Origin of the sequence: Porphyrobacter sp. SLTP (assembly GCF_009905735.1) — a bacterium.
Classification (GTDB): Bacteria; Pseudomonadota; Alphaproteobacteria; order Sphingomonadales; family Sphingomonadaceae; genus Erythrobacter.
The window spans coordinates 148,597-169,483 of record NZ_JAAALE010000007.1 but is presented as its reverse complement, the minus strand read 5'-3'; the positions used below and the strand labels follow the sequence as shown (position 1 = coordinate 169,483).

Genomic DNA, 20,887 nt, shown 5'->3' with positions numbered 1-20,887 from the left:
GGCGCAGCGGCGATTGAACGCGCGCACCATCGGCGCTAAAGGCGCGGGCCTGATGAAACCTGCCGCCGCCCCTCCCAGAACCTACCGCGTCAAGAGCTTCGGCTGCCAGATGAACGTCTATGATGGCGAGCGGATGGCCGAGCTTCTGGGAGACCGCGGCATCGCGCCGGCGTCCGAAGGAGAGGACGCCGATCTCGTCATCCTCAACACTTGCCACATCCGTGAGAAGGCCGCCGAGAAGGTCTATTCGGATATTGGCCGCTTGGTGCTGGCGGGCAAGCAGGCCGGCAAGCAACCGCTGATCGCTGTGGCGGGCTGTGTTGCTCAGGCCGAAGGCGAAGAGATCATGCGCCGCGCGCCTGCGGTGAGCATCGTGGTTGGCCCGCAGGCCTATCACCGCCTGCCGGAGATGCTCGGGCAAGCGGTGCAGGGCAAGCGCGCAACCGATACCGACATGCCCGCCATCGCCAAGTTTGACGCGCTCCCGCAGCGCAAGAAACGGGGACCCAGCGCGTTCCTGACGGTGCAGGAAGGCTGTGACAAGTTCTGCACCTATTGCGTGGTGCCCTATACCCGCGGCGCGGAAATCTCGCGGCCCTTTGCGCACCTTGTTGCCGAGGCGCAGAAGCTGGTCGAAGCGGGCGCGAAGGAGATCACACTGCTCGGCCAGAACGTCAATGCGTGGCGCGGCGAGGACGACCGGGGCCGCCGCACCGGGTTGGCAGGCCTGATCCACGCGCTCGCCCGGATCGATGGGCTGGAGCGCATCCGCTACACCACCAGCCACCCCAACGACATGGACGACGCGCTGATCGCCGCACATGGCGAGGTGGACAAGCTCATGCCCTATCTGCACTTGCCCGTGCAGGCGGGGAATGACCGCATCCTCAAGGCGATGAACCGCCAGCACACGGCGGAAAGCTATCTGAGGGTCATCGAGCGCTTCCGGGCGGCGCGGCCCGATATTGCTCTGTCAGGCGATTTCATCGTCGGCTTTCCGGGCGAGACCGAGGCGGAGTTTGAAGACACGCTCAGGATCGTCGACGAAGTTCGCTACGCCGCGTGCTTCAGCTTCAAATACTCGCCCCGTCCCGGCACCCCTGCGGCGACGATGGAGGGGCAGATTGCGCCAGACGTGATGGCCGACCGCCTTCAACGCTTGCAGGCCCGTCTCGCGCACCACCAATACGCCTTCAATCAGGCGAGCGTCGGCAAGACCTGCGCCGTCCTGATTGATCGCACCGGCCGCGACCCCGGCCAATGGCTCGGCAAGTCGCCGTGGCTGCAATCGGTGTGGTTCGAGGGCGATTATGCCATCGGCGATCTGGTCGAAGTGACACTCGCCGATGCGGGGCCAAATTCGCTCAGGGGCGTCGTTACCACCCCCGCCTGAGAATGTGCTCCGACGAAAGCGTCATCCCTCGTCCTCCGACCCGCGCGTGACGTCCACCACTGCGGCGCGGAGCACTTCGGACGCAAAGGCCCCTGCGGGCATCCGGTAGAGTGCCTTGAGATAGGCGCGGTCGAAGCGGGTCATCGCGGAAGGGGCGTTCCCGGGCGCAAGGAACAGCGTCATGATCGTGCGCGGCGCGTCAGCCTCGGCCATATCGACTTCGCCTGTGGGCGCGAGCAGGCGCAGGCTGGCATAGTCGGCGATCTGAACCGGACTGAGGCCCGCAATCGCGCCATTATCGACGACGACCAGCACGGCGAGCATGTCTTCGCGGGTCTCACGCTTCAGGCGCCCTGCGCTCCAGATCTGGTTGGTTGGCCCTGGAATGCCACCCGAGCCGCCAGCTTCGGGACTGGCGACAATCGCTGGCCCGGTGGCGGAGGTTTCTCGGCTCGCCTGGAACACATAGACCGGATCGCGCGCGCCCATCGCCGCGTCGATCTCGCGCGCGCTGATCCCGGCAAACAGCCGCCGCCCGCTTTTGCGTATATCGCGCAGCTGGGCGTGGGCATCGTCCGAGAAGGCGAGCAACGCATTGGGCTTGCACCCGCTTTTGCGCACTGGAACCTTGGCGCTTCGTGCATTGTCGATGATCCGTGTCGCAACTTCGCGGGCAAGGTCCGCGTCGCCCGCTGCGACCATCAGGCAGAGCGGCTGTTCAAACCGCGCCAGCGGGCGGCGTGGGCGCGGATGACCCGCCAGATCGCGGGCAAGATCGGTGAGGGCGGCTTCGGTCTGGGGCTTTTCACTCTCAACCACGATCGGCGGCGGGTCCACCTCCTGCGCGGCGGCGGGGATGGCCAGAGCCGCTGCCAGAGCCAGACCGGCGGCTTTCATCTACTTGCCCTCGTATGCCAGAGCGATCTTGGACGCCCGCGCCATCACGGTCCGCGCCGAGCTGCCGCGCGGCATGGCGTAGAGCGAGCGTAGATAGGCGCGGTCGAATGCCGTCATCTCGCGTGGCGCGCTGTCGCGGTCGCTGAACAGGGCAAGGATGGTCGTGGCGCCCACCGGAGCGTCCTGCGGCAACTTGCTGGCATTGATGGTCGGGGCCAGCAGCCGGAGCGTCGCATGATCAGCGAGCTGCACTGGATCGAGCCCTTCGGTCGCTGCCCGTTCGATCACCACGGCCGCACCGAAGACGTCCGGCTGACCGATGACCTCGCGCTGCCCCTGAAAGACCTCGGGCCCCATCCACAGCTGCACCGGTTCGTGGAAAGCAAAGCTGGCAGTTTCGGTTGCGAACATCTCGTCGAGCTGCTGGAGATAGTGCGCGCCGTAAAACTGGAGGTACTGATTGCGCATATCGCGCAGCTGCCCGACCGCGTCATCGGTGACAGCGATCAGCGTGTTGGGATCGCAGCGTCCGCGCTTCACGGCGACGCCTGCCTGCTCGGCATTCTCGACGACGCGCTCTGCCACGATTTTGGCAAGCGCCTTGTCTTCGGCAGCGACCAGCAGGCACATCGGGTGTCGCAGCCTGTGAAGCTTGCCTTCGGGCAGCACGTTCCCGGCCAGCGTGAGCCCCCAGTCGATCACTGCCTCATCCGCCGGGGGTGCGTCTTCAGCAGCGGCAGGGGCGCTGATCGCGGTAGCGAATGCGGCGAGGACTGTGAGGCTATGCTTCATTGATAGCGGCTCCTTCGGCGAAATATCAACATCTTAAAGCTTAATCCCGGGTGAATGCGATTCTTCCGGCGAGGGCTGGTTCCGCTCGCGGAGGACCTCGTTTGGCGGCGTTTCGATGACTATCCACCGCCATCTCGCCGCAGCCTGCTTGCTTTGCGCGGGGGGCCGCTTACCCTCACGACTCACGGACGAGGGATTGTCCCACGGCCGCAGCCAAAGGAACCTATGGGCCGACGACCCTCCCGTGCCGGACACCCGGCGCTCTCGCCTGATCCGCGCGGCATTCCGGAACCGCGGCGCGCGCGGGTTGATTTGACCTTCGAGAATCAGGCTCTGCTGGGGCCGTTGTTCGGCCAGTTCGACGCCAATCTGGTGCAGGTGGAAAACCGGCTCGGGGTCTATATCCACGCCCGCGGGCATCAGGTGGTGATCGAAGGTCCCGAGGATGACGTCGCCCGGGCGCGTGAGACATTGAAGACCATGTATGACCGGCTGGCGCGCGGAGAGGCGCTGGATGCTGGCGCCGTTGAGTCGATGATCGCGATGTCGGCTGAACCAACGCTGGAAGGGATCATCTCGGGCGATATGGACGCGCCGCCGATCATGATCCGCACGCGGAAGAAAACGATCGTGCCGCGCTCGGCGACGCAGATCGAATATATGCGGTCGCTGGCAAAGGATGACATCATCTTCGCGCTGGGCCCGGCGGGCACCGGCAAGACCTATATCGCGGTCGCGCAGGCGGTGAGCCAGCTCATCACCGGGAGCGTGCAGCGCCTGATCCTGTCCCGCCCGGCGGTGGAAGCGGGGGAGAAGCTCGGCTTCCTCCCCGGCGACATGAAGGAGAAGGTCGATCCCTATTTGCGGCCTTTGTACGACGCGCTGAACGACTGCATGCCCCCGGAACAGGTCGAAAGGCGGCTGGCCAATGGCGAGATTGAGATTGCGCCCATTGCCTTCATGCGCGGGCGCACGCTCGCCGACAGCTTCATCATCTTGGACGAAGCGCAGAACACCACGCGCGAGCAGATGAAAATGTTCCTCACCCGCTTTGGCCAGAACAGCCGGATGGTGGTGTGCGGCGATCCGCGTCAGGTCGATATTCCCGGCGGTCCGCGGATGAGCGGATTGAACGACGCGGTCGAGCGGCTTGAGGGGGTTGAAGGCTTCGGCACGATCCGCTTCACCGCGGCCGACGTGGTGCGTCACCCGATCGTGGGCCGCATCGTCGAGGCCTATGAGGGCGGCGGCGAGGAGGGCTAGCGGCTGTGCGGCCCGCGCCTGTTCGATGAGCGATGCAGTCAGTCCGACGAAACTGCGTTGTGGGGACGGAGGCTGGCTGTTAGCAATATAATGATTTTTCAGTCGCCAAGGGCGAAGTTTTATTCCTGAGCCAGGGGCCGGAATAGTTCTTCCGATCTGTGCGGCAACACAGGGGCGGGCGTTGTGGTTCATTACCAATTGCGGGATTGCGCATGACCGCTGATCGCCCTTGGGGCCGAGGTGCGGTGTCGCGCGGAATTGTGCCGCTGTCGCTCGCGGTGATGGTTCTCTCCGGCTGTGCCATTCCGCGCGCCGCGCCGCCGGCAATGGCGAGCGCTCAGCCAATCCCGGACCAATGGGTTCTGGCCGAGCCTGCCGGGGCCGATATTCCGCTCGATCGCTACTGGGTGCTGCTGAACGACCCGCTGGTCGAGGAATTCGTCGCGCAGGCGCAAACCAGCAACCTCGATCTGGCGCAAGCCGTGACCCGGCTGCGATCAGCAAGAGCGGGCTTGCGGCAGGCCCGCGCGGCCCGCTTGCCACAAATCACCGGAAGTGGCGGTGCCAGCCGGGATGTCGGCGATCTGGCGAGCGATGATGTGCAGTTCTCGCTCGGCAGCGATATCGTTTGGGAGGCCGATGTGTTCGGGCGGCTCGATGCCTCGGTCGATGCTGCGCGGGCCGATCTGCAATCGGCTGGCTATTCGGTCGGTGATCTGGAACGGGTGATCGTCGCACAGGTGGCAAGCCAGGTCGTGACGGCGCGCTCGCTCGCTGCGCAGCTGGCGATTGCGCGTGAGACGCTCGCCAATCAGGAAGACAACCTCCAGATCGCGCGTTGGCGCAATCAGGCTGGGCTTGTCGACGGCCTCGACGTCGAACAGGCCCGCACCCAGCGCGCTCAGACCGCGGCCAGCATTCCGCTGCTGGAGAGCGATCTGGTGGCGGTGGCGAATGCGATCTCGACCCTGATCGGTGAGCCCCCCGGCCGGGTCTATCGTGCCCTGACCGAAGCGCCGCGCGCCGTTCCCGCGCCGCCGACCGATGTTGCCTTGTCCGCTCCGGCCGACATGCTGCGCCGCCGTCCCGATGTGAGCGGTGCCGAGGCCCGGCTGGCCGCTGATCTTGACCGCATCGGGGTCGCCCGCGCGCAGCTCTATCCGCTGGTGCGGCTGAGTGGCACGATCGGCACCAGCGCGACCGATGTGGGCAGCCTGTTCGACCTCGTCACCGGCAATATCTTTGCGGGCCTCACGCAGCTGATCTTCGATGGCGGCCGGGTGCGCGGACAAATCGAGAGCGCAGAGGCGATTGCCGATGGCTCGCTGGCGGCATGGCGGCAGAGTATTCTCGTGGCGCTCGAAGAGGTCGAAAGCGCAGGCGTCGATCTTGAGACCAGCGGCACGCGGGTCACGGCTCTGATCGAGGCCAGTGACGGCGCGCAGAACGCCGCGATCCTCGCCCGCAGCCAATATCAGGCCGGACTGATCGATTTTCAGACGCTGCTGGTGACCGAAAGCCAGCTGCTGAGCACGCGCACGGCCGAAGTCAACGCTCAGGCATCGCGCGCGCTCGCCTTTATCAGTCTGGCGCGCGCGCTGGGCGGGGGATGGTCGGTGCCTGAGGGCGCTGGCCTTGACGACATCGCGGCGAAGGGGCCCACCAAGTGATCGATTTGAGCAAGCCGGAAGAGCAGCCGAGCGTCGATGAATTCCTCGGCACCAAGCCGCGCCCGCGCTGGCGGCGGTGGATGAAATATTGGCTGCCCGGTCTGATCGTGGTGCTGCTGATCCTCGGCATCGCGCAATGCACCGGGGAGGCGCCCAAGCCGGATTACATCACCGCTCCGGTGGTGCAGGAGTCGCTGTCGCTGTCGGTTACCGCGACCGGCAACCTGCGCCCGACCAACCAGGTCGAAGTCGGCGCGGAAGTCACCGGCCCGCTCGATAGCGTGCTTGTCGATGTCAACGACCGCGTGACCAAGGGGCAGGTGATCGCTGTCATCAACACCGAGATCATCGACCAGCAGATCGCCCAGTCGCGCGCCAATCTCAATGCCGCACGTGCGGCTCTGGCGCAGGCGCAGGCGACCATCGAGATCGATCAGGTCCAGCTCGATCGGCTTGAGGAAGTGCGCCGCCTGTCAGGCGGGCGCGTGCCGTCGCAGATCGAGGTCGAGCGGGCCGAGGCTGCCGTTGAACGTGATCGCGCCGCGGTCGCTTCCGCGCGCGCCAATATCGAAGCGGCTCAGGCGTCGCTCAACGGTAACCTCACCACCCGCACCCGCGCGGTGATCCGGGCGCCTGTCACCGGTGTCGTGCTCGCCCGCCGGGTCGAACCGGGGCAGACCGTGGTTGCCAGCTTCAACACCGTGACCCTGTTCGTGATCGCCGAAGATCTGTCCGCCATGCAGCTGCGCGTGTCGATTGACGAGGCCGATGTGGGGCAGGTCAAGCCGGGCCAGAAGTCGACCTTTACGGTCGATGCCTATCCCGGTCGGCAGTTTCCGGCGACGGTCGAGCGGATCGATCTGGCCTCGACCGGCACGACTCAGGCCGCGGCAAGCGGCGGCACTGGCGCTGCGGCAACAGGCGGGTCGGTGGTGAGCTATGAAGCGCGGCTTACCGTGCAGAACCCCGATGGCCTGCTGCGGCCCGGCATGACTGCGACCGCGACCATCGCGACCCAGAACACCGGCCGCGCGATGCTGGTGCCCAATGCGGCGCTCCGCTTCCGTCCCGAGACCGAGGAGGAAGCGGGCGGCGGCGTGTTCAATCCGCAGATCGGGCTTGAGGATGGCAAGCAGCAGGCCAGCATTGGCGAAGGCAGCCGCCAGCTGGTGCAGGTGCTGCTAGCCGATGGCACACTCAAAGCCATCGAAGTCGTGACTGGCCGCAGTGACGGGCGGCGGACCGTGGTCACCTCCAAGGGGCTGAAGCCGGGGATGAAGGTCGTCACCGGGATCAAGGCAGCGGCCCAGTGACAGCCGAACCCCTGATCCAGCTGGAAGGCATCACCAAGACCTTCGGCAGCGGGGCGGCAGCGTTTCAGGCGCTGAAGGGGGTCGACCTCACCATCGAACGCGGCGAGTTCGTTGCCATCATGGGCCCGTCTGGTTCGGGCAAGTCGACGACGATGAACATCCTCGGCTGCCTTGATGTGCCGACGGGCGGCGTCTTCCGGTTTCGCGGGGTCGAGGTGCAAAAGCTGGACCGCGATCAGCGCAGTCTGCTGCGCCGCCGCTATCTCGGCTTCGTGTTTCAGGGCTTCAACCTGCTCGCGCGCACCACCGCGCTTGAGAATGTCGAGCTGCCGCTGCTCTATCGCGGTGAGAACAAGACCCAGCGGCGCGAATCGGCCATGCGGGCGCTCGACCAGGTCGGGCTGGTGCCGTGGGCCTCGCACACTCCAGCCGAACTGTCCGGCGGCCAGCAACAGCGCGTCGCGATTGCGCGGGCGCTGGTGACGCAGCCCGATGTGCTGCTGGCAGATGAACCGACCGGCAACCTCGATAGCGAACGCTCGGTCGAAATCATGCAACTGCTGCAACGCCTGAATGGCGAGGGCATCACTGTGCTGATGGTCACGCATGAGGAGGAAATGGCCGCCTACGCCAAGACCATCGTGCGCTTCCGTGACGGGCTGGTCGAACGGATTGACCGGAGTGCGCATGCCGTGGAAGGCAGCGCTGTCTGATGCTCGGGTCGACCCTCCTTTTGGCGCTGCGCGAAATCCGGCGGCACATCCTGCGTTCGATCCTGACAACGCTCGGGATCATCATCGGGGTTGCGGCAGTGGTGACGATGGTCACGCTCGGCAACGGCGTCACAGCGTCGGTGCAGGAAGAGATTTCCTCGCTCGGTGCGAGCAACTTCATCGTTTTCCCGGTCCGTACCGACCGCGGCACGATCCGCCCGTTCGACGAAGCCGATGTGAAGGCGGTCGAGCAGCAGATCGCCGGGGTGACAATCGCAGCCGGCACCGTCGCCGCCAACGCGACAGCCTTCTATAACGGGCAAGATTGGGACACGCGGGTCGTCGGTTCGAATAACGACTTCCTCGAGGCCCAATCGATCACGGTCGAGGAAGGTCGCCCCTTCAGCAAGGACGAGGAAGAGGCAGGCAAGAACGTCTGCCTGCTCGGTCTCAAGGTGCGCGAAGCGATCTTCGTGCCCGGCACCAGCCCGATCGGCGCGCGGATGCGGCTCGGCGGTGTCTCGTGCCAGGTCATCGGCGTGATGGAGGAGCGCGGGCAGGGCGGCAACGGCGCGGATGATGACGATGCGGTCTATCTGCCGCTCAAGAACGTCCAGCGGCGGTTCCGCGGCAACGACAACCTCGATTATTTCGTGCTGAAGTATGACCCGTCCTATGCGCCGTCTGTCATTCAGGACTCGCTGGTCGATCTGCTGCGGGAACGCAGGCTGTTGCAGGGCGAGCAGCCCAATGACTTCAACGTCATCGACACCGCGCAGGTCAATCAGGCGCTTGGCGCGGCGACGGGCGCGCTGACGGCGATGGTGGCGGTGATCGCCTCGATCAGCCTTTTGGTGGGCGGCATCGGGATCATGAACATCATGCTGGTGTCCGTGACCGAGCGGACCCGCGAAATCGGCATCCGCCTCGCCATCGGTGCGCTGGCACGGGAGGTGCGTTTGCAGTTCCTGACCGAGGCGGTGGTGCTCTGCGCGCTGGGCGGATTGGTGGGGATTGCCCTGGGCTTCGGCGCCTCGATCGGGCTCGCCGCGGCTATCGATGTGCCCTTCGTGTTTGATCCGATGATAAATCTGGTGAGCTTCCTGTTCGCGGCGGGCATGGGGATCGTCTTCGGGTACTACCCCGCCAGCCGCGCCTCCAAACTCGATCCAATCGACGCGTTGCGGCACGAATAGGCGGACGCGGCACGCAGCCCGGCATTTCGCGGCGGCGCTTTCCGCGCTAAGGGCCGCGCCAACATGCAACTCGACATCGATATCGAAGACTGGCCTGCGGGCAATTGGGACGCGCTGGCAGAGCGCGCCGCGCAGGCGGCGGGGGAGGGCGAACCGCTGCTCGCCAACCCGCGCCTGATCGCCAGCCTGCTGTTCACCTCCGATGCCGAAGTTCACACCCTGAACCGCGAATGGCGCGAGCGGGACAAGCCAACCAACGTCCTCAGCTTCCCGATGCTGGAGCGCGGGGAGCTCGAAGCCCTCGCATCGGACGGTCCGCCCGAAATGCTCGGCGATATCGCGCTGGCCTATGAAACCTGCGCACGCGAAGCGGCCGAGAAGGGCGTGACGCTGGAAGCCCACGCCGCTCATCTCATCGTTCACGGCCTGCTCCATCTTGCCGGTCACGACCATGTCGACAGCGACGCTCAGGCCGAGGCGATGGAGGCCTTGGAGACAGCGATACTTGCCAAACTGGGCATCGCTGACCCATATGACGCTTGAAACTGCATAGGAGCCCCATTCAAGGCCATGGCCGATTCCCATTCGCCCGCATCTCAATCCGGAGACGCGGACAGTAGCAGCGGGCTGTGGCCTGTGCTGCGCAAGCTCCTGAAGCTCGAAGGCGCCCGCTCACTGCGCGAGCAGCTTGAAGAAGCCATCGACGAGCACGAGGACGAAAACGGCGGCCCCGGTTCCGATACCGGCGGCAGTGGCGGGGGTGACCTGTCGCGGGTCGAGCGGCAGATGCTGCGCAACCTCCTCCACTTTTCCGAACATGATGCCGATGACGTGGCCGTGCCGCGCGGCAAGATCATTGCGGTCGATGCGTCAATCAGCTGGGAAGAAATGGTCGCCGCCTTCAGCGAGCATGGCCATTCGCGAATGCCGGTCTATCGTGAGACGCTCGATAGCGTGGTCGGCATGATCCACATCAAGGATGTGTTCCCCTTCCTCGCCAACGGCACCCCGCCGCCCGCTGACTGGACCACGCTGATGCGCCAGCCGCTCTATGTGCCGCAGGCGCGCGGTGCGTTGGACGTGCTCGCTGATATGCGCACCCAGCGCGTGCACCTTGCCATCGTGCTTGATGAGTTTTCGGGCACCGACGGGCTCATCACGATCGAGGATCTGGTCGAGGAAATTGTCGGCGAGATCGAGGATGAGCACGACGAGACACCCGAAGAACTGATCGTCCCCATTGGCGAAGGCATGTGGGACGTAGACGCGCGCGCCGAGCTTGATGATATTGCCGAACGGATCGACCCGCGTCTTGCTGAAGTGGCAGAATCGGTCGACACGCTGGGCGGCCTCGCCTTCGTGTTGGCTGAGGCTGTGCCTGCTGTGGGCACCGTGCTGGAACATCCGAGCGGTTGGCGAATTGAAGTAACAGCGGGTGACGAAACCCACGTGACCCGGTTGCGGCTGCACCCGCCCGAAGATGCGAGTGACATGCAATAGGCGCAACTTTTTCGTCCTCCACGCGTTTTTTCTTCGATTTTTTGCATCCATTCGGCATCTCGGGCGTATCTCTCCTCACCAAGGAGAGATTCCATGCCTGCTAGACGTCTTCCCCCCCTGCGCGCGCTTGAAGCCTTCATGCGCACGGTCCGTCTGGGTTCTGCCCGGGCGGCGGCGGAGGAGATTGGCCTCAGCCCGTCCGCGCTGTCGCGGCGGATCAGCAATCTCGAAGAATTTGTCGGCAAGAAGCTGTTCACTCGCGCGCGTCAGTCGATGCAGCTGACCGATGAGGGCCAGGCCTTCTACGAGGCGGTGAACCCGCATATGGAAGCGCTCGCCCGCGCGGTGGAGAGCCAGTCGGACAATATCGCGCTGCTGCGCCTCCGCCTCGGGGTGCTTCCGATGTTCGGCAGCCAGCGGCTGTTCCCGCGGCTGGGCGAGCTGCGCAAGCGCCATCCGCTGCTGCACATCGACATCGACACCGCCCCGCATCTTGAAGACCGGGTGGGCGACACGCTCGACGCCGCGATCATCCTGTCACGCGGCCCGGCGAGCGGGTTGCATGCGGTGCGGCTGGACCACAATCTCGTCCATGCTATCTGTTCCAAGGATACCGCCCGCGCGATCGGCCCGGACATCACGCCGGACGTGATGACCAAGCAAACCTTCCTGATCCACAACGAACTCCCCGAGAGTTTCATGGCGTGGAAGAAGGCCAATGGGCTCGAACAGATGGACCCGGCTGCCATCGACCATTACGATTCCGGCGCGTTGATGCTGGAGGCGGCCGCACAGGGCCTCGGCATCGCAATCATGCACGATGATCACCTTCGCCGCGCCAACGACAACCGCCTGATCAACCTCCCGGGCAAGCCGGTCGAGAGCCCCTATAGCTACTGGTTCGTGTGCAAGCCGGTCGCGCTGGAAAGCCGCCCGGTGCGGATCTTCCACGACTGGCTGGTGCGCGCCGGGCTTTAATCCGCCGCGTCAACCTTCGGCTCATAGCGAACCGGGGCAACCGTATGCGCAAACGGGCGCAGCGGCTTGCCCAGAATCTCGATCAGCGCTTCCTCGATCCGGCGGCGCGATTCGTGGCTGATCGCCTTGCGGCCGCGGAAGTCCTCCGGGCTGAAGGGTTCGAGATAGTGCAGCCTGACCTTGAAGGTGCCCTTGCGTGACAGCACCCGCTTGGCATTGTTGACGCCGCTTTCCTCGCCGACCCAGCCGATCCATTCGGCGACCGGGCCATAATCCAGGATCACCGGCTGGACCAGTACGCCCGGCGGCGGCGGTTCGAGCACCGAGAGCATCGAGGTCTTGAACGGCAGCAGCGATTGCCCGTCCGTCGTGGTGCCTTCGGGAAAGACCGTCACCGACCAGTTATCGACCAGCGCTTCCTTCAGCGCGTTGATCTGCTCGGCCACGCCCATGCGGTGTTCGCGCTTCACAAAGACCGTGCGGTTGAGGCTCGCAAGCCAACCGACCACCGGCGCTTCGGCGAGTTCCGCCTTGGCGACGAAGGCCGTGCCGCTCGCGCCAGCCAGCGCAAGGATATCGATCCACGACAGGTGATTGGCGACGAAGAACACATCGCGCTTCAGATGGGTGCCGATCACCTCGACCTTGGCCCCGCACACCCGCGCCGCATAGCGCAGGAACAGCATCGGGAAGGGCGATCCATAGGACACCACCCGGTAAAGATAGTGCAACGGCACGAAGACGATGATGAGACCAACCAGCGCCAGCGCACGCGCCGTGAGCCGCAGCCATCCGGCGAGGGAAATCGGCGTACTTTCCCCGCGTGCGGCCGCTGCGCGCAGTTCGCTGTCAGTCATTGCGCGACAGGCGTACGCCGTAGAGCTCCATGCGGTGATCGACGAGCCGGTAGCCCAGTCGCTCGGCAATCTGGCGTTGCAGCGCTTCGACTTCCGGGTCGACGAATTCGACGACCTTGCCGGTTTCCACGTCGATCAGGTGATCGTGGTGCGCTTCGGGGACGGGCTCATAGCGCGAGCGGCCATCGCCGAAATCGTGGCGGTCAAGGATGCCCGCTTCCTCGAACAGGCGCACTGTGCGGTACACCGTCGCAATCGAGATGCGCGGATCGACCGCGGCTGCGCGGCTGTGCAGCAGCTCGACATCGGGGTGGTCGTCACTTTCCGATAACACCTTGGCGATCACCCGGCGCTGTTCGGTAATGCGCAGGCCTTTTTCGGCGCAAAGTTGTTCGAGATCGATTTTCTGGGTCAAGGAACGCTCCATCGCCGAGTGCGCCGCCCCTGTGGGATGCGATCGCCCGAAAGCAAGACAGCCTCATCCCTACAGGGACGAGGCTGCTTGCTCAAGCGGGCCGTCCACCCTCTCAACAGGGGCAGTCGGGCCGGCTGATGGACAATGCGACCAGAGGGCGCGGTTTTAAGCTGTCTTCTTGGTCCGACGCCCCTTGGGCGCCATGACAGTACCGGGCTTGCGGCCAAGACCGATCTTCTTGGCAAGATCGCGGCGCTTTTCGGCATAGTTGGGGGCGACCATCGGATAGTCAGCCGGCAGGCCCCAACGCGCGCGGTAGTCTTCCGGCGTCATGTTGTAATTGGTGCGAAGATAGCGCTTGAGCATCTTCAGCTCCTTGCCATCTTCAAGACAGACGATGTGATCCGGCTTGACCGAATTGCGGATCGCGACCGCAGGCTTGGGCTTGGGTTCTTCGATCTCAACCTTCTCACCCAGATTGGCGAGCGCGTTGTAGACGTTGGTGATAAGTGCCGGAACATCAGTCACCGCCACATCATTGTTGCTGACATGCGCAGCGACAATGTCGCTCGTCAGCGTGATAAGTGTTTCGTTCATATCAATTTCCAGATCCTGCATGAGTTCCTCTCGCACGGCGTTCAAGGCGCACCGGTTACTGCGCCATGGCTCAAGTCGTCAATCTTGGCAACTGGTGTGGTCCGCCTGCACATCAATTTGCGATGAATGGAGTTCTACTAGATTGATCGACCGAAAGTAATCGCGTCGACACGCTCGCCGTTTGCCATGCGGTAATAGTTACGCCGCTCACCAATCGGTTCAAAACCAAACTTGTGATATAATTGGATCGCAGGATTTCCGCGCCGCATTTCCAAGAAGATCCGCGTGACGCCGCGCGTTCGGGCGGCCGCGAACAGATGTTCGAGCAGCGCTGCGCCAACGCCGCGCCGCCGCGCGTCGGGTATGACCGCGATCAGCAGCAGTTCTTCTTCGTCGAGTACATAGCGGGTGAGCACGAATCCGGCGGGAGCGGGGCCCTCATCGCCATCGCCCGTGTCGGGGATTGGCGCACCATCAGCGTCGACCACCAGCGCCTGGGTGCTGGAAAGAGTCAGCGCATCGGCCACCTGCCGCCGGTTCCAGGCCTCGCCATAGGCCGGGTCGAACGCTGCCTCCATCACCATCATGATCCGGTCGATGAGAGCGGGACTGGGGGCTGGGCGGGGGGTCATGCGGGTTTGCGCAGCGCCATTGGGGTGGCATCGGCTCCCCGGCCATAGATCGGCGCGAGGTGCGCGGTGAGCAGCGCGTCCGGCACCAGCCCGACTTGCCCCGCATCCGGCAGTAGCGGGATGATTTGGCGTGCATCGCCCAACAGTGCGGCGAAATCCTGGGCTCGATTGCCTGCGATCAGGTTTCGCGCCCCGGCCGCCAGCGCTGCCGCAGGAGCCATCGAGGACAACTCATTGGCTGGCAGGCCATCGGCCCCGAAATCCTGCACGAACCATTCGCCGTGTCCGCCGTTCATGCAGACCGTCACCGGTTCGCCCGGATGCAGTGCCTGCGCCTGCGCCGCGATCAGCGCCAGCGTCGGATAGCCGAGCACCTCAGCGCCCCACGCAAACCCGAGCGCGCGGGCGGTCGCCAGTCCGATGCGTACGCCGGTGAAACTGCCCGGCCCAAGGCTGACGAGAATGCGATCCGCGCGGCCCTTGTCCGGCAAGGCGCCGATCATTGGCACCAGCGCCTCGGCGTGGCCGCGGGCCATGACGCGGTGATCATGCGCAAGCATCGCCGCGCCCTCGGTAAGGGCGATGCTGCACGCCTCAGAGGCGGTTTCGATGGCAAGCACGCGCATGGCGCTGCGCGATGCCTCACCCCGCGCGCCCGTGCAAGCGCGAGATTCGTGTCAGGCGATGCGGTTGAAGGTCGCGAATTCCGGACGCGGGCTGCGCGCGAAGATGCTGGCGGGATCGCCATAGCCGACCGAGCAGATGAAATTGACCCGATGGCGCGGTTCGTCGGCGAAGAAGGCCGCGTTCACCGCATCGCCGTTGAAGCCTGACATCGGGCCGCAATCGAGGCCCAGCGCGCGTGCGGCGAGCATGAGATAGGCCCCTTGCAGCGAGGAGTTGCGGAACGCGCCTTGCTCGCGCGCCTGTTCATCACCCTCGAACCAGCTCTTGGCATCGGTGTGGGGGAACAGCCACGGCAGTTCCTCGTGGAAATCGATGTCGTAGCCGATCACGGCGGTGACGGGGGCGGCGAGAACCTTGGCGCGGTTGCCTTCCATCACACAGTCGGCAAGCTTGGCCTTGGCCTCGGCTGACTTCACCCACACGATCCGCACCGGCTGCATGTTCGCCGAGGTCGGGGCCATCTTCATCAGGTCCCAGATCGCGTGAAGCTGTTCGTCCGAAACAGTCTTGTCGAGCCACCCGTTATAGCTGCGCGCTTCGTTGAACAGCTGGTCGAGCGCCGCGTCCGACAGGACGTGGTCGTGAAATTGCACCGTCACGCCGCGCGCACCTCGGTCACTTCGGGGACGTAATGCTTGAGCAAGCCTTCAATGCCGTGCTTGAGCGTCGCAGTGCTTGACGGGCAGCCCGAGCACGAGCCTTGCAGGGTGAGATACACAACCCCGTCGCGGAAGCCGCGATAGGCGATGTCGCCGCCGTCACCGGCAACAGCCGGACGCACACGGGTTTCGAGCAGCTCGTTGATGGCGGCGATTACCTCGGCATCTTCGGGACGCTCTTCCACCACCGCTTCGTCTTCGGGCGGAACGGAAATCCCGTTACCGCTTCCGCCAGCAAACAGCGGCGCTTCCGACACGAAGTGATCAAGAAGGATCGCGATGACCTGCGGTTTCAAGGCACTCCAATCGGCACCCGGCGCAGCGGTCACGCTGACGAAATCGGCACCGAAGAATACGTTCACGACCTCGCCGGTGTCGAAGATCGCCTGCGCCAGCGGGCTCGCTTCGGCCGCTTCGGGCGTGGCGAATTCGCGGCTGCCGGTGGGCATCACGGTGGTGCCCGGCAGGAACTTGAGGGCAGAGGGGTTCGGAGTGGTTTCGGTTTCTATGAACATCAGCCCAATCTAGGTGCCGCGGCTGCGCGGGGCAAGGGCGGATGGGCCGAGAACCATTCACTATCGCTTCACACTTTGCCGCCCTATAAGTGCGATATGACGTCGTTCTCCCGTGCTGGTCGCGCTCTCGCCATTCTCTTTGCCCCCTTTGCGCTGGTGCAGCCGCTGCTCGCGCAGCAGGCCGCGCCCCCGCCGCCGGTCGAAGGGCAACCGCTGCCGCCGGTGCCCCAGCCACAGGCGCTCCAGACCGGCAGCGAAGTGCCGTGGCTCTACAAGGGCTCGGACGTTCCGGTCGATGAAAAGTGGCTGTTCGGGCAGATGAAGAACGGCGTGCGCTATGCGGTGCGCCGCAATGGCGTGCCGCCGCGTCAGGTTTCGATCCGGGTGCGCATTGATGCGGGCTCCCTGCATGAAACCGATAAGGAGCAGGGCTATGCCCACTTGCTCGAACACTTGCTGTTCCGGGAGAGCAAGTATCTCGGGCAGGCCGAGGCGATCTATGCCTGGCAGCGCTTGGGCGCGACCTTCGGCAGCGATGCCAACGCCGAAACCAGCCCGACCCACACCGCCTACAAGCTCGACATTCCCAATATCGACGACGCCAAGCTGAGCGAAAGCTTCAAGCTGCTGTCGGGCATGATCCGCGAGCCGGTGCTGAATGACGCCAATGTCGCGGCCGAACGTCCGATTGTGCTCGCCGAAAAGCGCGAGCGCGGCGGGGCGGGGCTGCGCATGGCCGACCTTACGCGGCAGACCTTCTTTGCCGGTCAGCGCCTCGCCACCCGCAGCCCAATTGGCACGGACGAGACCCTGAAGGCCGCCAATGGCAAGGATGTGAAGGCGTTTTACGACCGTTGGTATCGCCCGGAGAACACCGTGATCGTGGTTGTTGGCGATGCCGATCCGATGGTGCTGGCAGGGCTGGTGGAGCAGTGGTTCGGGGATTGGAAAGGCACCGGCAAGCCCGGCGTCGCCCCCGATTTCGGCGATCCTGTCCCGCCCGCCGGGGCGCAGGATGACGGCGTGACTGGCGCACCGATTGGCCAGCTGGCGGTCGGCGTGGAGCCCGATTTGCCGCGCAGCCTGACCTATGCGGTCATGCGTCCGTGGCGGCAGGTGACCGATACGATCAAGTACAACGAAGGCCTGCTGACCGATGCTGTCGCGCAGGCGATCATCAACCGGCGGCTCGAATCGCGCGCCCGCGGCGGCGGCAGCTTCCTTTATGCGCAGGTACAGCAGGACGACGTTTCGCGCTCGACCGATGCGACCTTCGTGACCTTCGCCCCTCTGACCGGCGACTGGCAGGCGGCGCTCGCCGATGTCCGCGCCGTGATTGCGGACGCGCTCACCAACCCGCCGACGCAGGAAGAAATCGACCGCGAGGTCGCCGAATTCGACGTGGTCTTCGCCAATGCGGTCGAGCAGGAGACCGTGGAATCGGGGTCCGATCTCGCCAACAACCTGGTCAATGCGGTCGATATCCGTGAAACCGTCGCCGCGCCCAAGGTGGTGCTCGACGTGTTCCGGGGCATGAAGCCGCGCCTGACGCCCGATGTGGTGCTGGAACGGACGCGCGGGCTGTTTGAAGGCACGGTGACCCGTTCGGTCTATGTGACGCCGACGGCGGGTGAGGCCGATGTGGGCGCGCTCAAGCTGGCGCTTGCTGCCGAAGCCAAGGTCGACGGCACTGCGCGGTTGGCTGCACAGTCGATCTCCTTCGACGAACTGCCCCCGGTGGGTGCTCCGGGGGCCATCACGGCGCAGAACCCGCTGGGTGTGCTCGAGATTGAACAGGTCGACTTTGCCAACGGCGTCAAGGCGCTGGTGTGGGCCAATGATGCCGAACCGGGCCGTGTGACGGTGCGTGTGCGCTTTGGCGCAGGCTACCGCGCCTTTGACAAAGACAACGCGGTCTATGCCGCGCTGGGTCAGGGCGCGCTGGTCGGATCGGGCGTGGGCGAGCTCGGCCAGAACGAGCTCGACCGTCTGGCAACAGGCCGCAAGATCGGCTTTGACTTCGCAATCGACGATGCGGTGTTCACCTTTACGGCCCAGACCCGGTCGGAAGATGTGAACGACCAGCTCTATCTCTTTGCTGCCAAGCTCGGGATGCCGCGCTGGGACAAGGATCCGGTGATCCGCGCCAAGGCAGCGTCGGAACTAGCCTACAACACCTATTCCACCAGCCCCGGCGGCATTCTCAACCGCGATCTCGAATATCTCGTGACCGGCGGCGACGCGCGGTTTGCGACGCCCGATCCGGCAGCGCTCAAGACCGTAACGCCCGAGGGCTTCCGCGCGGTGTGGGAGCCGCTGCTGAAGCAAGGCCCGATCGAAGTGCTGGTGTTTGGCGAATTCGATCAGCCCGCCGTGATCGAACAGCTGCGCCTCACCTTCGGCGCGCTGGCGCCGCGTGAGCCGATTCCTGCTGATGTCGCTGCACGCGTTCCGACATTTGCGCCGACTTCGGCCACTCCCTCGGTCGTCACCCACCGCGGCGATGCCAATCAGGCTGCCGCCGTGGTCGCCTGGCCGAGCGGGGGCGGGGTTGCGAGCTTGCGCGAAAGCCGCCAGCTCGAAATCCTCACCCAGTTGTTCAACAACCGCCTGATGGATGCGCTGCGCGAACGCGCGGGAGCGAGCTATTCGCCGCAGGTGTTCTCGAACTGGCCGACCGATCTTGCCAGCGGCGGGCGCATCACGGCGCTGGCCCAGCTTGAGCCGGAATTCGTGCCGGTGTTCTTCGCCGAGGCCGAGAAGATCGCCAAGGACCTCGCCGCCAGCCCGCCCACCGCCGATGAACTTGAACGGGTGACTGAGCCGCTGAGCCAGATGATCCGCCGGGCATCGACCGGCAACCAGTTCTGGCTCTATAACCTTGAGGGCGCGACGCAGGATCCCCAGCGTGTGACCCTGCTGCGCAGCCTGCTGGCGGACTATTCGCAGACCAGCCCGCAGGTGATGCAGTTCCTGGCGGAGCGCTATCTGTCCAAGGCTTCGCCGTTCCGTCTGGCCATCATCCCGGAAGGCCAGACTTTGGCCGAGGCTCCGGCTGGCGGGGCGCGTGCAAATGCTGCGCTGGCAGCGCCTGCGGGGCGCTGATCGCTGCGCTCACTGGCACTGTTCGGGAAATAAAGTTGTTTTGAGCGGCATTGCTGCTTTACAATTCGTGCCTCGCTCCTGTAGCGGGCGCCCCCGCGCAAGCCTTGCCGCGCGCCTTTGAGAAGAAAGAGTTGTGACTGTGCCCGAGACCTGGACCCCGGATAGCTGGAAGGCTCACGAAGCGCGCCACCTGCCGCATTACGAAGATGCGGCGGAGCTGGCGGAAGCGGAAAAGACTCTCGCGCACTATCCCCCGCTGGTGTTTGCGGGTGAGGCGCGCGCGCTCAAGGCCGATCTGGCGCAGGTCGCGAATGGCCACGGCTTCCTGCTGCAAGGCGGTGACTGCGCGGAAAGTTTCGCCGAGTTCCACCCCAACAACATCCGCGACACATTCCGCGTGCTGCTGCAAATGGCGGTCGTGATGACCTTCGCCAGCAAGCGTCCGGTGGTGAAGGTCGGCCGCATGGCGGGCCAGTTCGCCAAGCCGCGCTCCGCGCCGACGGAAACGATCGATGGCGTGACCCTGCCGAGCTACCTCGGCGACAACATCAACGGGATCGAGTTCGACGCGGTCAGCCGCCGCAATGATCCGGCCCGCATGGTCAAGGCCTATTCGCAGGCCGCCGCCACACTCAACCTGCTGCGCGCCTTTGCGGGCGGGGGCTATGCCAATCTGCGGCAGGTCCACCAGTGGACCCTCGATTTCATGGGCCGCACGCCGTGGACCGAGAAGTTCAGCCAGATGGCGGACCGGATCGGCGAAGCGCTCGATTTCATGGAAGCCTGCGGGATCGATCCCGGCACCGTGCCACAGTTGAAGGGCACCAGCTTCTACACCAGCCATGAAAGCCTGCTGCTGCCTTACGAACAGGCGATGACGAGACAGGATTCGCTGACCGGCGATTGGTATGCGACCTCGGCCCACATGCTGTGGATCGGCGATCGCACGCGGTTCCCCGGCAGCGCTCACATCGAATATGCGCGCGGGATCGGCAATCCGCTGGGCATGAAGTGCGGGCCTTCGCTGGAGCCCGATGCACTGCTGCGCCTGCTCGACGATCTCAACCCAAAGCGGGAAGCCGGGCGCATCACGCTCATCAGCCGCTTCGGCCATGACAAGGTCGAAGACGGGCTGCCGCGCCTCGTGCGTGCCGTGCAGCGCGAAGGGCATCCGGTGGTGTGGAGCTGCGATCCGATGCACGGCAACGTCGTGAAGTCCGACACCGGCTTCAAGACCCGCCCGTTCGACCGGATCACGCGCGAAGTGAAGGGCTTCTTCGCCGTCCATCGCGCCGAAGGCTCGCATCCTGGCGGCATCCATATCGAGATGACCGGACAGGACGTGACCGAATGCGTTGGCGGGGCCGTAGCGATCACCGAGGAGCGCCTTGGCGACCGCTATCACACCCATTGTGACCCCCGCCTCAATGCCGAACAGTCGCTCGAACTGGCGTTCCTGGTGGCCGAGATGCTGAACTCGGCCGCAGGCGAACGCGAGGCCGAAGTCAGCGCCAACGCGGCCTGATTACGGGTCGGGGCGGGCACTGTCCGCCCCTTTCCGGCAGGAAAATCTGATGCGTGTGATGATTTTGCCGTAGGTTCATGCCTATGATGCGTCTTCTTGGTGTAACGGCAGGCGGACATGATCCGTATCTGACGGTGCAGGGTGGAACGGGAGACGCGGGTTGCAGCGCAACGAACGACA

20 protein-coding genes are annotated in these 20,887 nt (G+C 64.9%); 11 read left to right on the top strand and 9 right to left on the bottom strand.

All coding sequences use genetic code 11. The features are described from left to right. Nucleotides 1–52 precede the first annotated feature (52 nt). The gene (gene miaB / locus GVM20_RS08195) at nt 53–1,393 is read left to right on the top strand and encodes a tRNA (N6-isopentenyl adenosine(37)-C2)-methylthiotransferase MiaB (RefSeq protein ID WP_166546715.1); all 1,341 of its coding nucleotides are present in this window, start codon (nt 53–55) and stop codon (nt 1,391–1,393) included. A gap of 21 nt (nt 1,394–1,414) precedes the next feature. Here the strand turns inward: miaB and GVM20_RS08190 are convergent, their stop codons facing one another. Continuing rightward, complete coding sequence (locus GVM20_RS08190) at nt 1,415–2,290, bottom strand: hypothetical protein (RefSeq protein ID WP_166546714.1); 876 nt, start codon at nt 2,288–2,290, stop codon at nt 1,415–1,417. Further along, nucleotides 2,291–3,082 carry a hypothetical protein gene (locus tag GVM20_RS08185; RefSeq protein WP_166546713.1) on the bottom strand — a complete coding sequence of 264 codons (792 nt, stop codon included), beginning with the start codon at nt 3,080–3,082 and terminating at the stop codon, nt 2,291–2,293. 225 nt (nt 3,083–3,307) lie between these two features. Between GVM20_RS08185 and GVM20_RS08180 the strand changes: the two genes are divergently transcribed. The 8 genes from GVM20_RS08180 to GVM20_RS08145 all read left to right on the top strand — a co-directional run bounded on the left by GVM20_RS08180 (nt 3,308) and on the right by GVM20_RS08145 (nt 11,715). Beyond that, nucleotides 3,308–4,345 carry a PhoH family protein gene (locus tag GVM20_RS08180; protein ID WP_166546712.1) on the top strand — a complete coding sequence of 346 codons (1,038 nt, stop codon included), beginning with the start codon at nt 3,308–3,310 and terminating at the stop codon, nt 4,343–4,345. A 212-nt stretch (nt 4,346–4,557) separates the two neighbouring features. Next, nucleotides 4,558–6,015 carry an efflux transporter outer membrane subunit gene (locus GVM20_RS08175; RefSeq protein WP_166546711.1) on the top strand — a complete coding sequence of 486 codons (1,458 nt, stop codon included), beginning with the start codon at nt 4,558–4,560 and terminating at the stop codon, nt 6,013–6,015. Then, complete coding sequence (locus tag GVM20_RS08170) at nt 6,012–7,328, top strand: efflux RND transporter periplasmic adaptor subunit (RefSeq protein ID WP_353653126.1); 1,317 nt, start codon at nt 6,012–6,014, stop codon at nt 7,326–7,328. Before GVM20_RS08175 ends, GVM20_RS08170 begins: the two co-directional genes overlap by 4 nt. Then, nucleotides 7,325–8,041 carry an ABC transporter ATP-binding protein gene (locus GVM20_RS08165; protein ID WP_166546710.1) on the top strand — a complete coding sequence of 239 codons (717 nt, stop codon included), beginning with the start codon at nt 7,325–7,327 and terminating at the stop codon, nt 8,039–8,041. Before GVM20_RS08170 ends, GVM20_RS08165 begins: the two co-directional genes overlap by 4 nt. Further along, nucleotides 8,041–9,237, top strand: coding sequence for an ABC transporter permease (locus GVM20_RS08160; protein WP_166546709.1), 1,197 nt, complete (start codon nt 8,041–8,043; stop codon nt 9,235–9,237). Before GVM20_RS08165 ends, GVM20_RS08160 begins: the two co-directional genes overlap by 1 nt. Before the next feature lie 63 nt (nt 9,238–9,300). Next, entirely contained in the window at nt 9,301–9,780 is a 480-nt protein-coding gene (gene ybeY / locus GVM20_RS08155) for an rRNA maturation RNase YbeY (protein WP_166546708.1), read from the top strand. A 27-nt stretch (nt 9,781–9,807) separates the two neighbouring features. Further along, the gene (locus tag GVM20_RS08150) at nt 9,808–10,737 is read left to right on the top strand and encodes a hemolysin family protein (protein ID WP_166546707.1); all 930 of its coding nucleotides are present in this window, start codon (nt 9,808–9,810) and stop codon (nt 10,735–10,737) included. 93 nt (nt 10,738–10,830) lie between these two features. Then, nucleotides 10,831–11,715, top strand: coding sequence for a LysR substrate-binding domain-containing protein (locus GVM20_RS08145; protein WP_166546706.1), 885 nt, complete (start codon nt 10,831–10,833; stop codon nt 11,713–11,715). Here GVM20_RS08145 and GVM20_RS08140 read toward each other — a convergent pair. The 7 genes from GVM20_RS08140 to GVM20_RS08110 all read right to left on the bottom strand — a co-directional run bounded on the left by GVM20_RS08140 (nt 11,712) and on the right by GVM20_RS08110 (nt 16,077). Further along, nucleotides 11,712–12,572 carry a lysophospholipid acyltransferase family protein gene (locus GVM20_RS08140; RefSeq protein WP_166546705.1) on the bottom strand — a complete coding sequence of 287 codons (861 nt, stop codon included), beginning with the start codon at nt 12,570–12,572 and terminating at the stop codon, nt 11,712–11,714. The genes GVM20_RS08145 and GVM20_RS08140 overlap by 4 nt on opposite strands. Beyond that, nucleotides 12,565–12,987, bottom strand: coding sequence for a Fur family transcriptional regulator (locus GVM20_RS08135; protein ID WP_069311290.1), 423 nt, complete (start codon nt 12,985–12,987; stop codon nt 12,565–12,567). The genes GVM20_RS08140 and GVM20_RS08135 overlap by 8 nt, the downstream gene beginning before the upstream one ends. A gap of 165 nt (nt 12,988–13,152) precedes the next feature. After that, a complete protein-coding gene (locus GVM20_RS08130; protein WP_166546734.1) occupies nt 13,153–13,605 on the bottom strand; it encodes a Ros/MucR family transcriptional regulator in 453 nt (150 codons plus the stop codon). Nucleotides 13,606–13,721: 116 nt separating this feature from the next. Next, complete coding sequence (locus GVM20_RS08125) at nt 13,722–14,171, bottom strand: GNAT family N-acetyltransferase (protein ID WP_199799511.1); 450 nt, start codon at nt 14,169–14,171, stop codon at nt 13,722–13,724. Nucleotides 14,172–14,212: 41 nt separating this feature from the next. After that, nucleotides 14,213–14,842: a tRNA (adenosine(37)-N6)-threonylcarbamoyltransferase complex dimerization subunit type 1 TsaB gene (gene tsaB / locus GVM20_RS08120; protein ID WP_166546703.1), complete on the bottom strand. Its 630-nt coding sequence runs from the start codon at nt 14,840–14,842 to the stop codon at nt 14,213–14,215. A 51-nt stretch (nt 14,843–14,893) separates the two neighbouring features. After that, nucleotides 14,894–15,502 carry a malonic semialdehyde reductase gene (locus GVM20_RS08115; protein ID WP_166546702.1) on the bottom strand — a complete coding sequence of 203 codons (609 nt, stop codon included), beginning with the start codon at nt 15,500–15,502 and terminating at the stop codon, nt 14,894–14,896. Next, complete coding sequence (locus GVM20_RS08110; RefSeq protein ID WP_166546701.1) at nt 15,499–16,077, bottom strand: NifU family protein; 579 nt, start codon at nt 16,075–16,077, stop codon at nt 15,499–15,501. The genes GVM20_RS08115 and GVM20_RS08110 overlap by 4 nt, the downstream gene beginning before the upstream one ends. 96 nt (nt 16,078–16,173) lie before the next feature. Here GVM20_RS08110 and GVM20_RS08105 point away from each other — a divergent pair, with 96 nt between their 5' ends. Next, nucleotides 16,174–19,182 (top strand): M16 family metallopeptidase, encoded by a 3,009-nt coding sequence (locus GVM20_RS08105; RefSeq protein WP_166546700.1) that lies wholly within the window; start codon nt 16,174–16,176, stop codon nt 19,180–19,182. 139 nt (nt 19,183–19,321) lie between these two features. Beyond that, nucleotides 19,322–20,707 (top strand): class II 3-deoxy-7-phosphoheptulonate synthase, encoded by a 1,386-nt coding sequence (locus tag GVM20_RS08100; protein WP_166546699.1) that lies wholly within the window; start codon nt 19,322–19,324, stop codon nt 20,705–20,707. Nucleotides 20,708–20,887: the final 180 nt, after the last annotated feature.

Bases quoted from the DNA above. Each gene is read 5' to 3' on its own strand.
- miaB (WP_166546715.1), top strand. From the start codon at position 53: ATGAAACCTGCCGCCGCCCCTCCCAGAACCTACCGCGTCAAGAGCTTC.
- GVM20_RS08190 (WP_166546714.1), bottom strand. From the start codon at position 2,290: ATGAAAGCCGCCGGTCTGGCTCTGGCAGCGGCTCTGGCCATCCCCGCC.
- GVM20_RS08185 (WP_166546713.1), bottom strand. From the start codon at position 3,082: ATGAAGCATAGCCTCACAGTCCTCGCCGCATTCGCTACCGCGATCAGC.
- GVM20_RS08180 (WP_166546712.1), top strand. From the start codon at position 3,308: ATGGGCCGACGACCCTCCCGTGCCGGACACCCGGCGCTCTCGCCTGAT.
- GVM20_RS08175 (WP_166546711.1), top strand. From the start codon at position 4,558: ATGACCGCTGATCGCCCTTGGGGCCGAGGTGCGGTGTCGCGCGGAATT.
- GVM20_RS08160 (WP_166546709.1), top strand. From the start codon at position 8,041: ATGCTCGGGTCGACCCTCCTTTTGGCGCTGCGCGAAATCCGGCGGCAC.
- ybeY (WP_166546708.1), top strand. From the start codon at position 9,301: ATGCAACTCGACATCGATATCGAAGACTGGCCTGCGGGCAATTGGGAC.
- GVM20_RS08150 (WP_166546707.1), top strand. From the start codon at position 9,808: ATGGCCGATTCCCATTCGCCCGCATCTCAATCCGGAGACGCGGACAGT.
- GVM20_RS08145 (WP_166546706.1), top strand. From the start codon at position 10,831: ATGCCTGCTAGACGTCTTCCCCCCCTGCGCGCGCTTGAAGCCTTCATG.
- GVM20_RS08140 (WP_166546705.1), bottom strand. From the start codon at position 12,572: ATGACTGACAGCGAACTGCGCGCAGCGGCCGCACGCGGGGAAAGTACG.
- GVM20_RS08130 (WP_166546734.1), bottom strand. From the start codon at position 13,605: ATGCAGGATCTGGAAATTGATATGAACGAAACACTTATCACGCTGACG.
- GVM20_RS08125 (WP_199799511.1), bottom strand. From the start codon at position 14,171: ATGATGGTGATGGAGGCAGCGTTCGACCCGGCCTATGGCGAGGCCTGG.
- tsaB (WP_166546703.1), bottom strand. From the start codon at position 14,842: ATGCGCGTGCTTGCCATCGAAACCGCCTCTGAGGCGTGCAGCATCGCC.
- GVM20_RS08110 (WP_166546701.1), bottom strand. From the start codon at position 16,077: ATGTTCATAGAAACCGAAACCACTCCGAACCCCTCTGCCCTCAAGTTC.
- GVM20_RS08105 (WP_166546700.1), top strand. From the start codon at position 16,174: ATGACGTCGTTCTCCCGTGCTGGTCGCGCTCTCGCCATTCTCTTTGCC.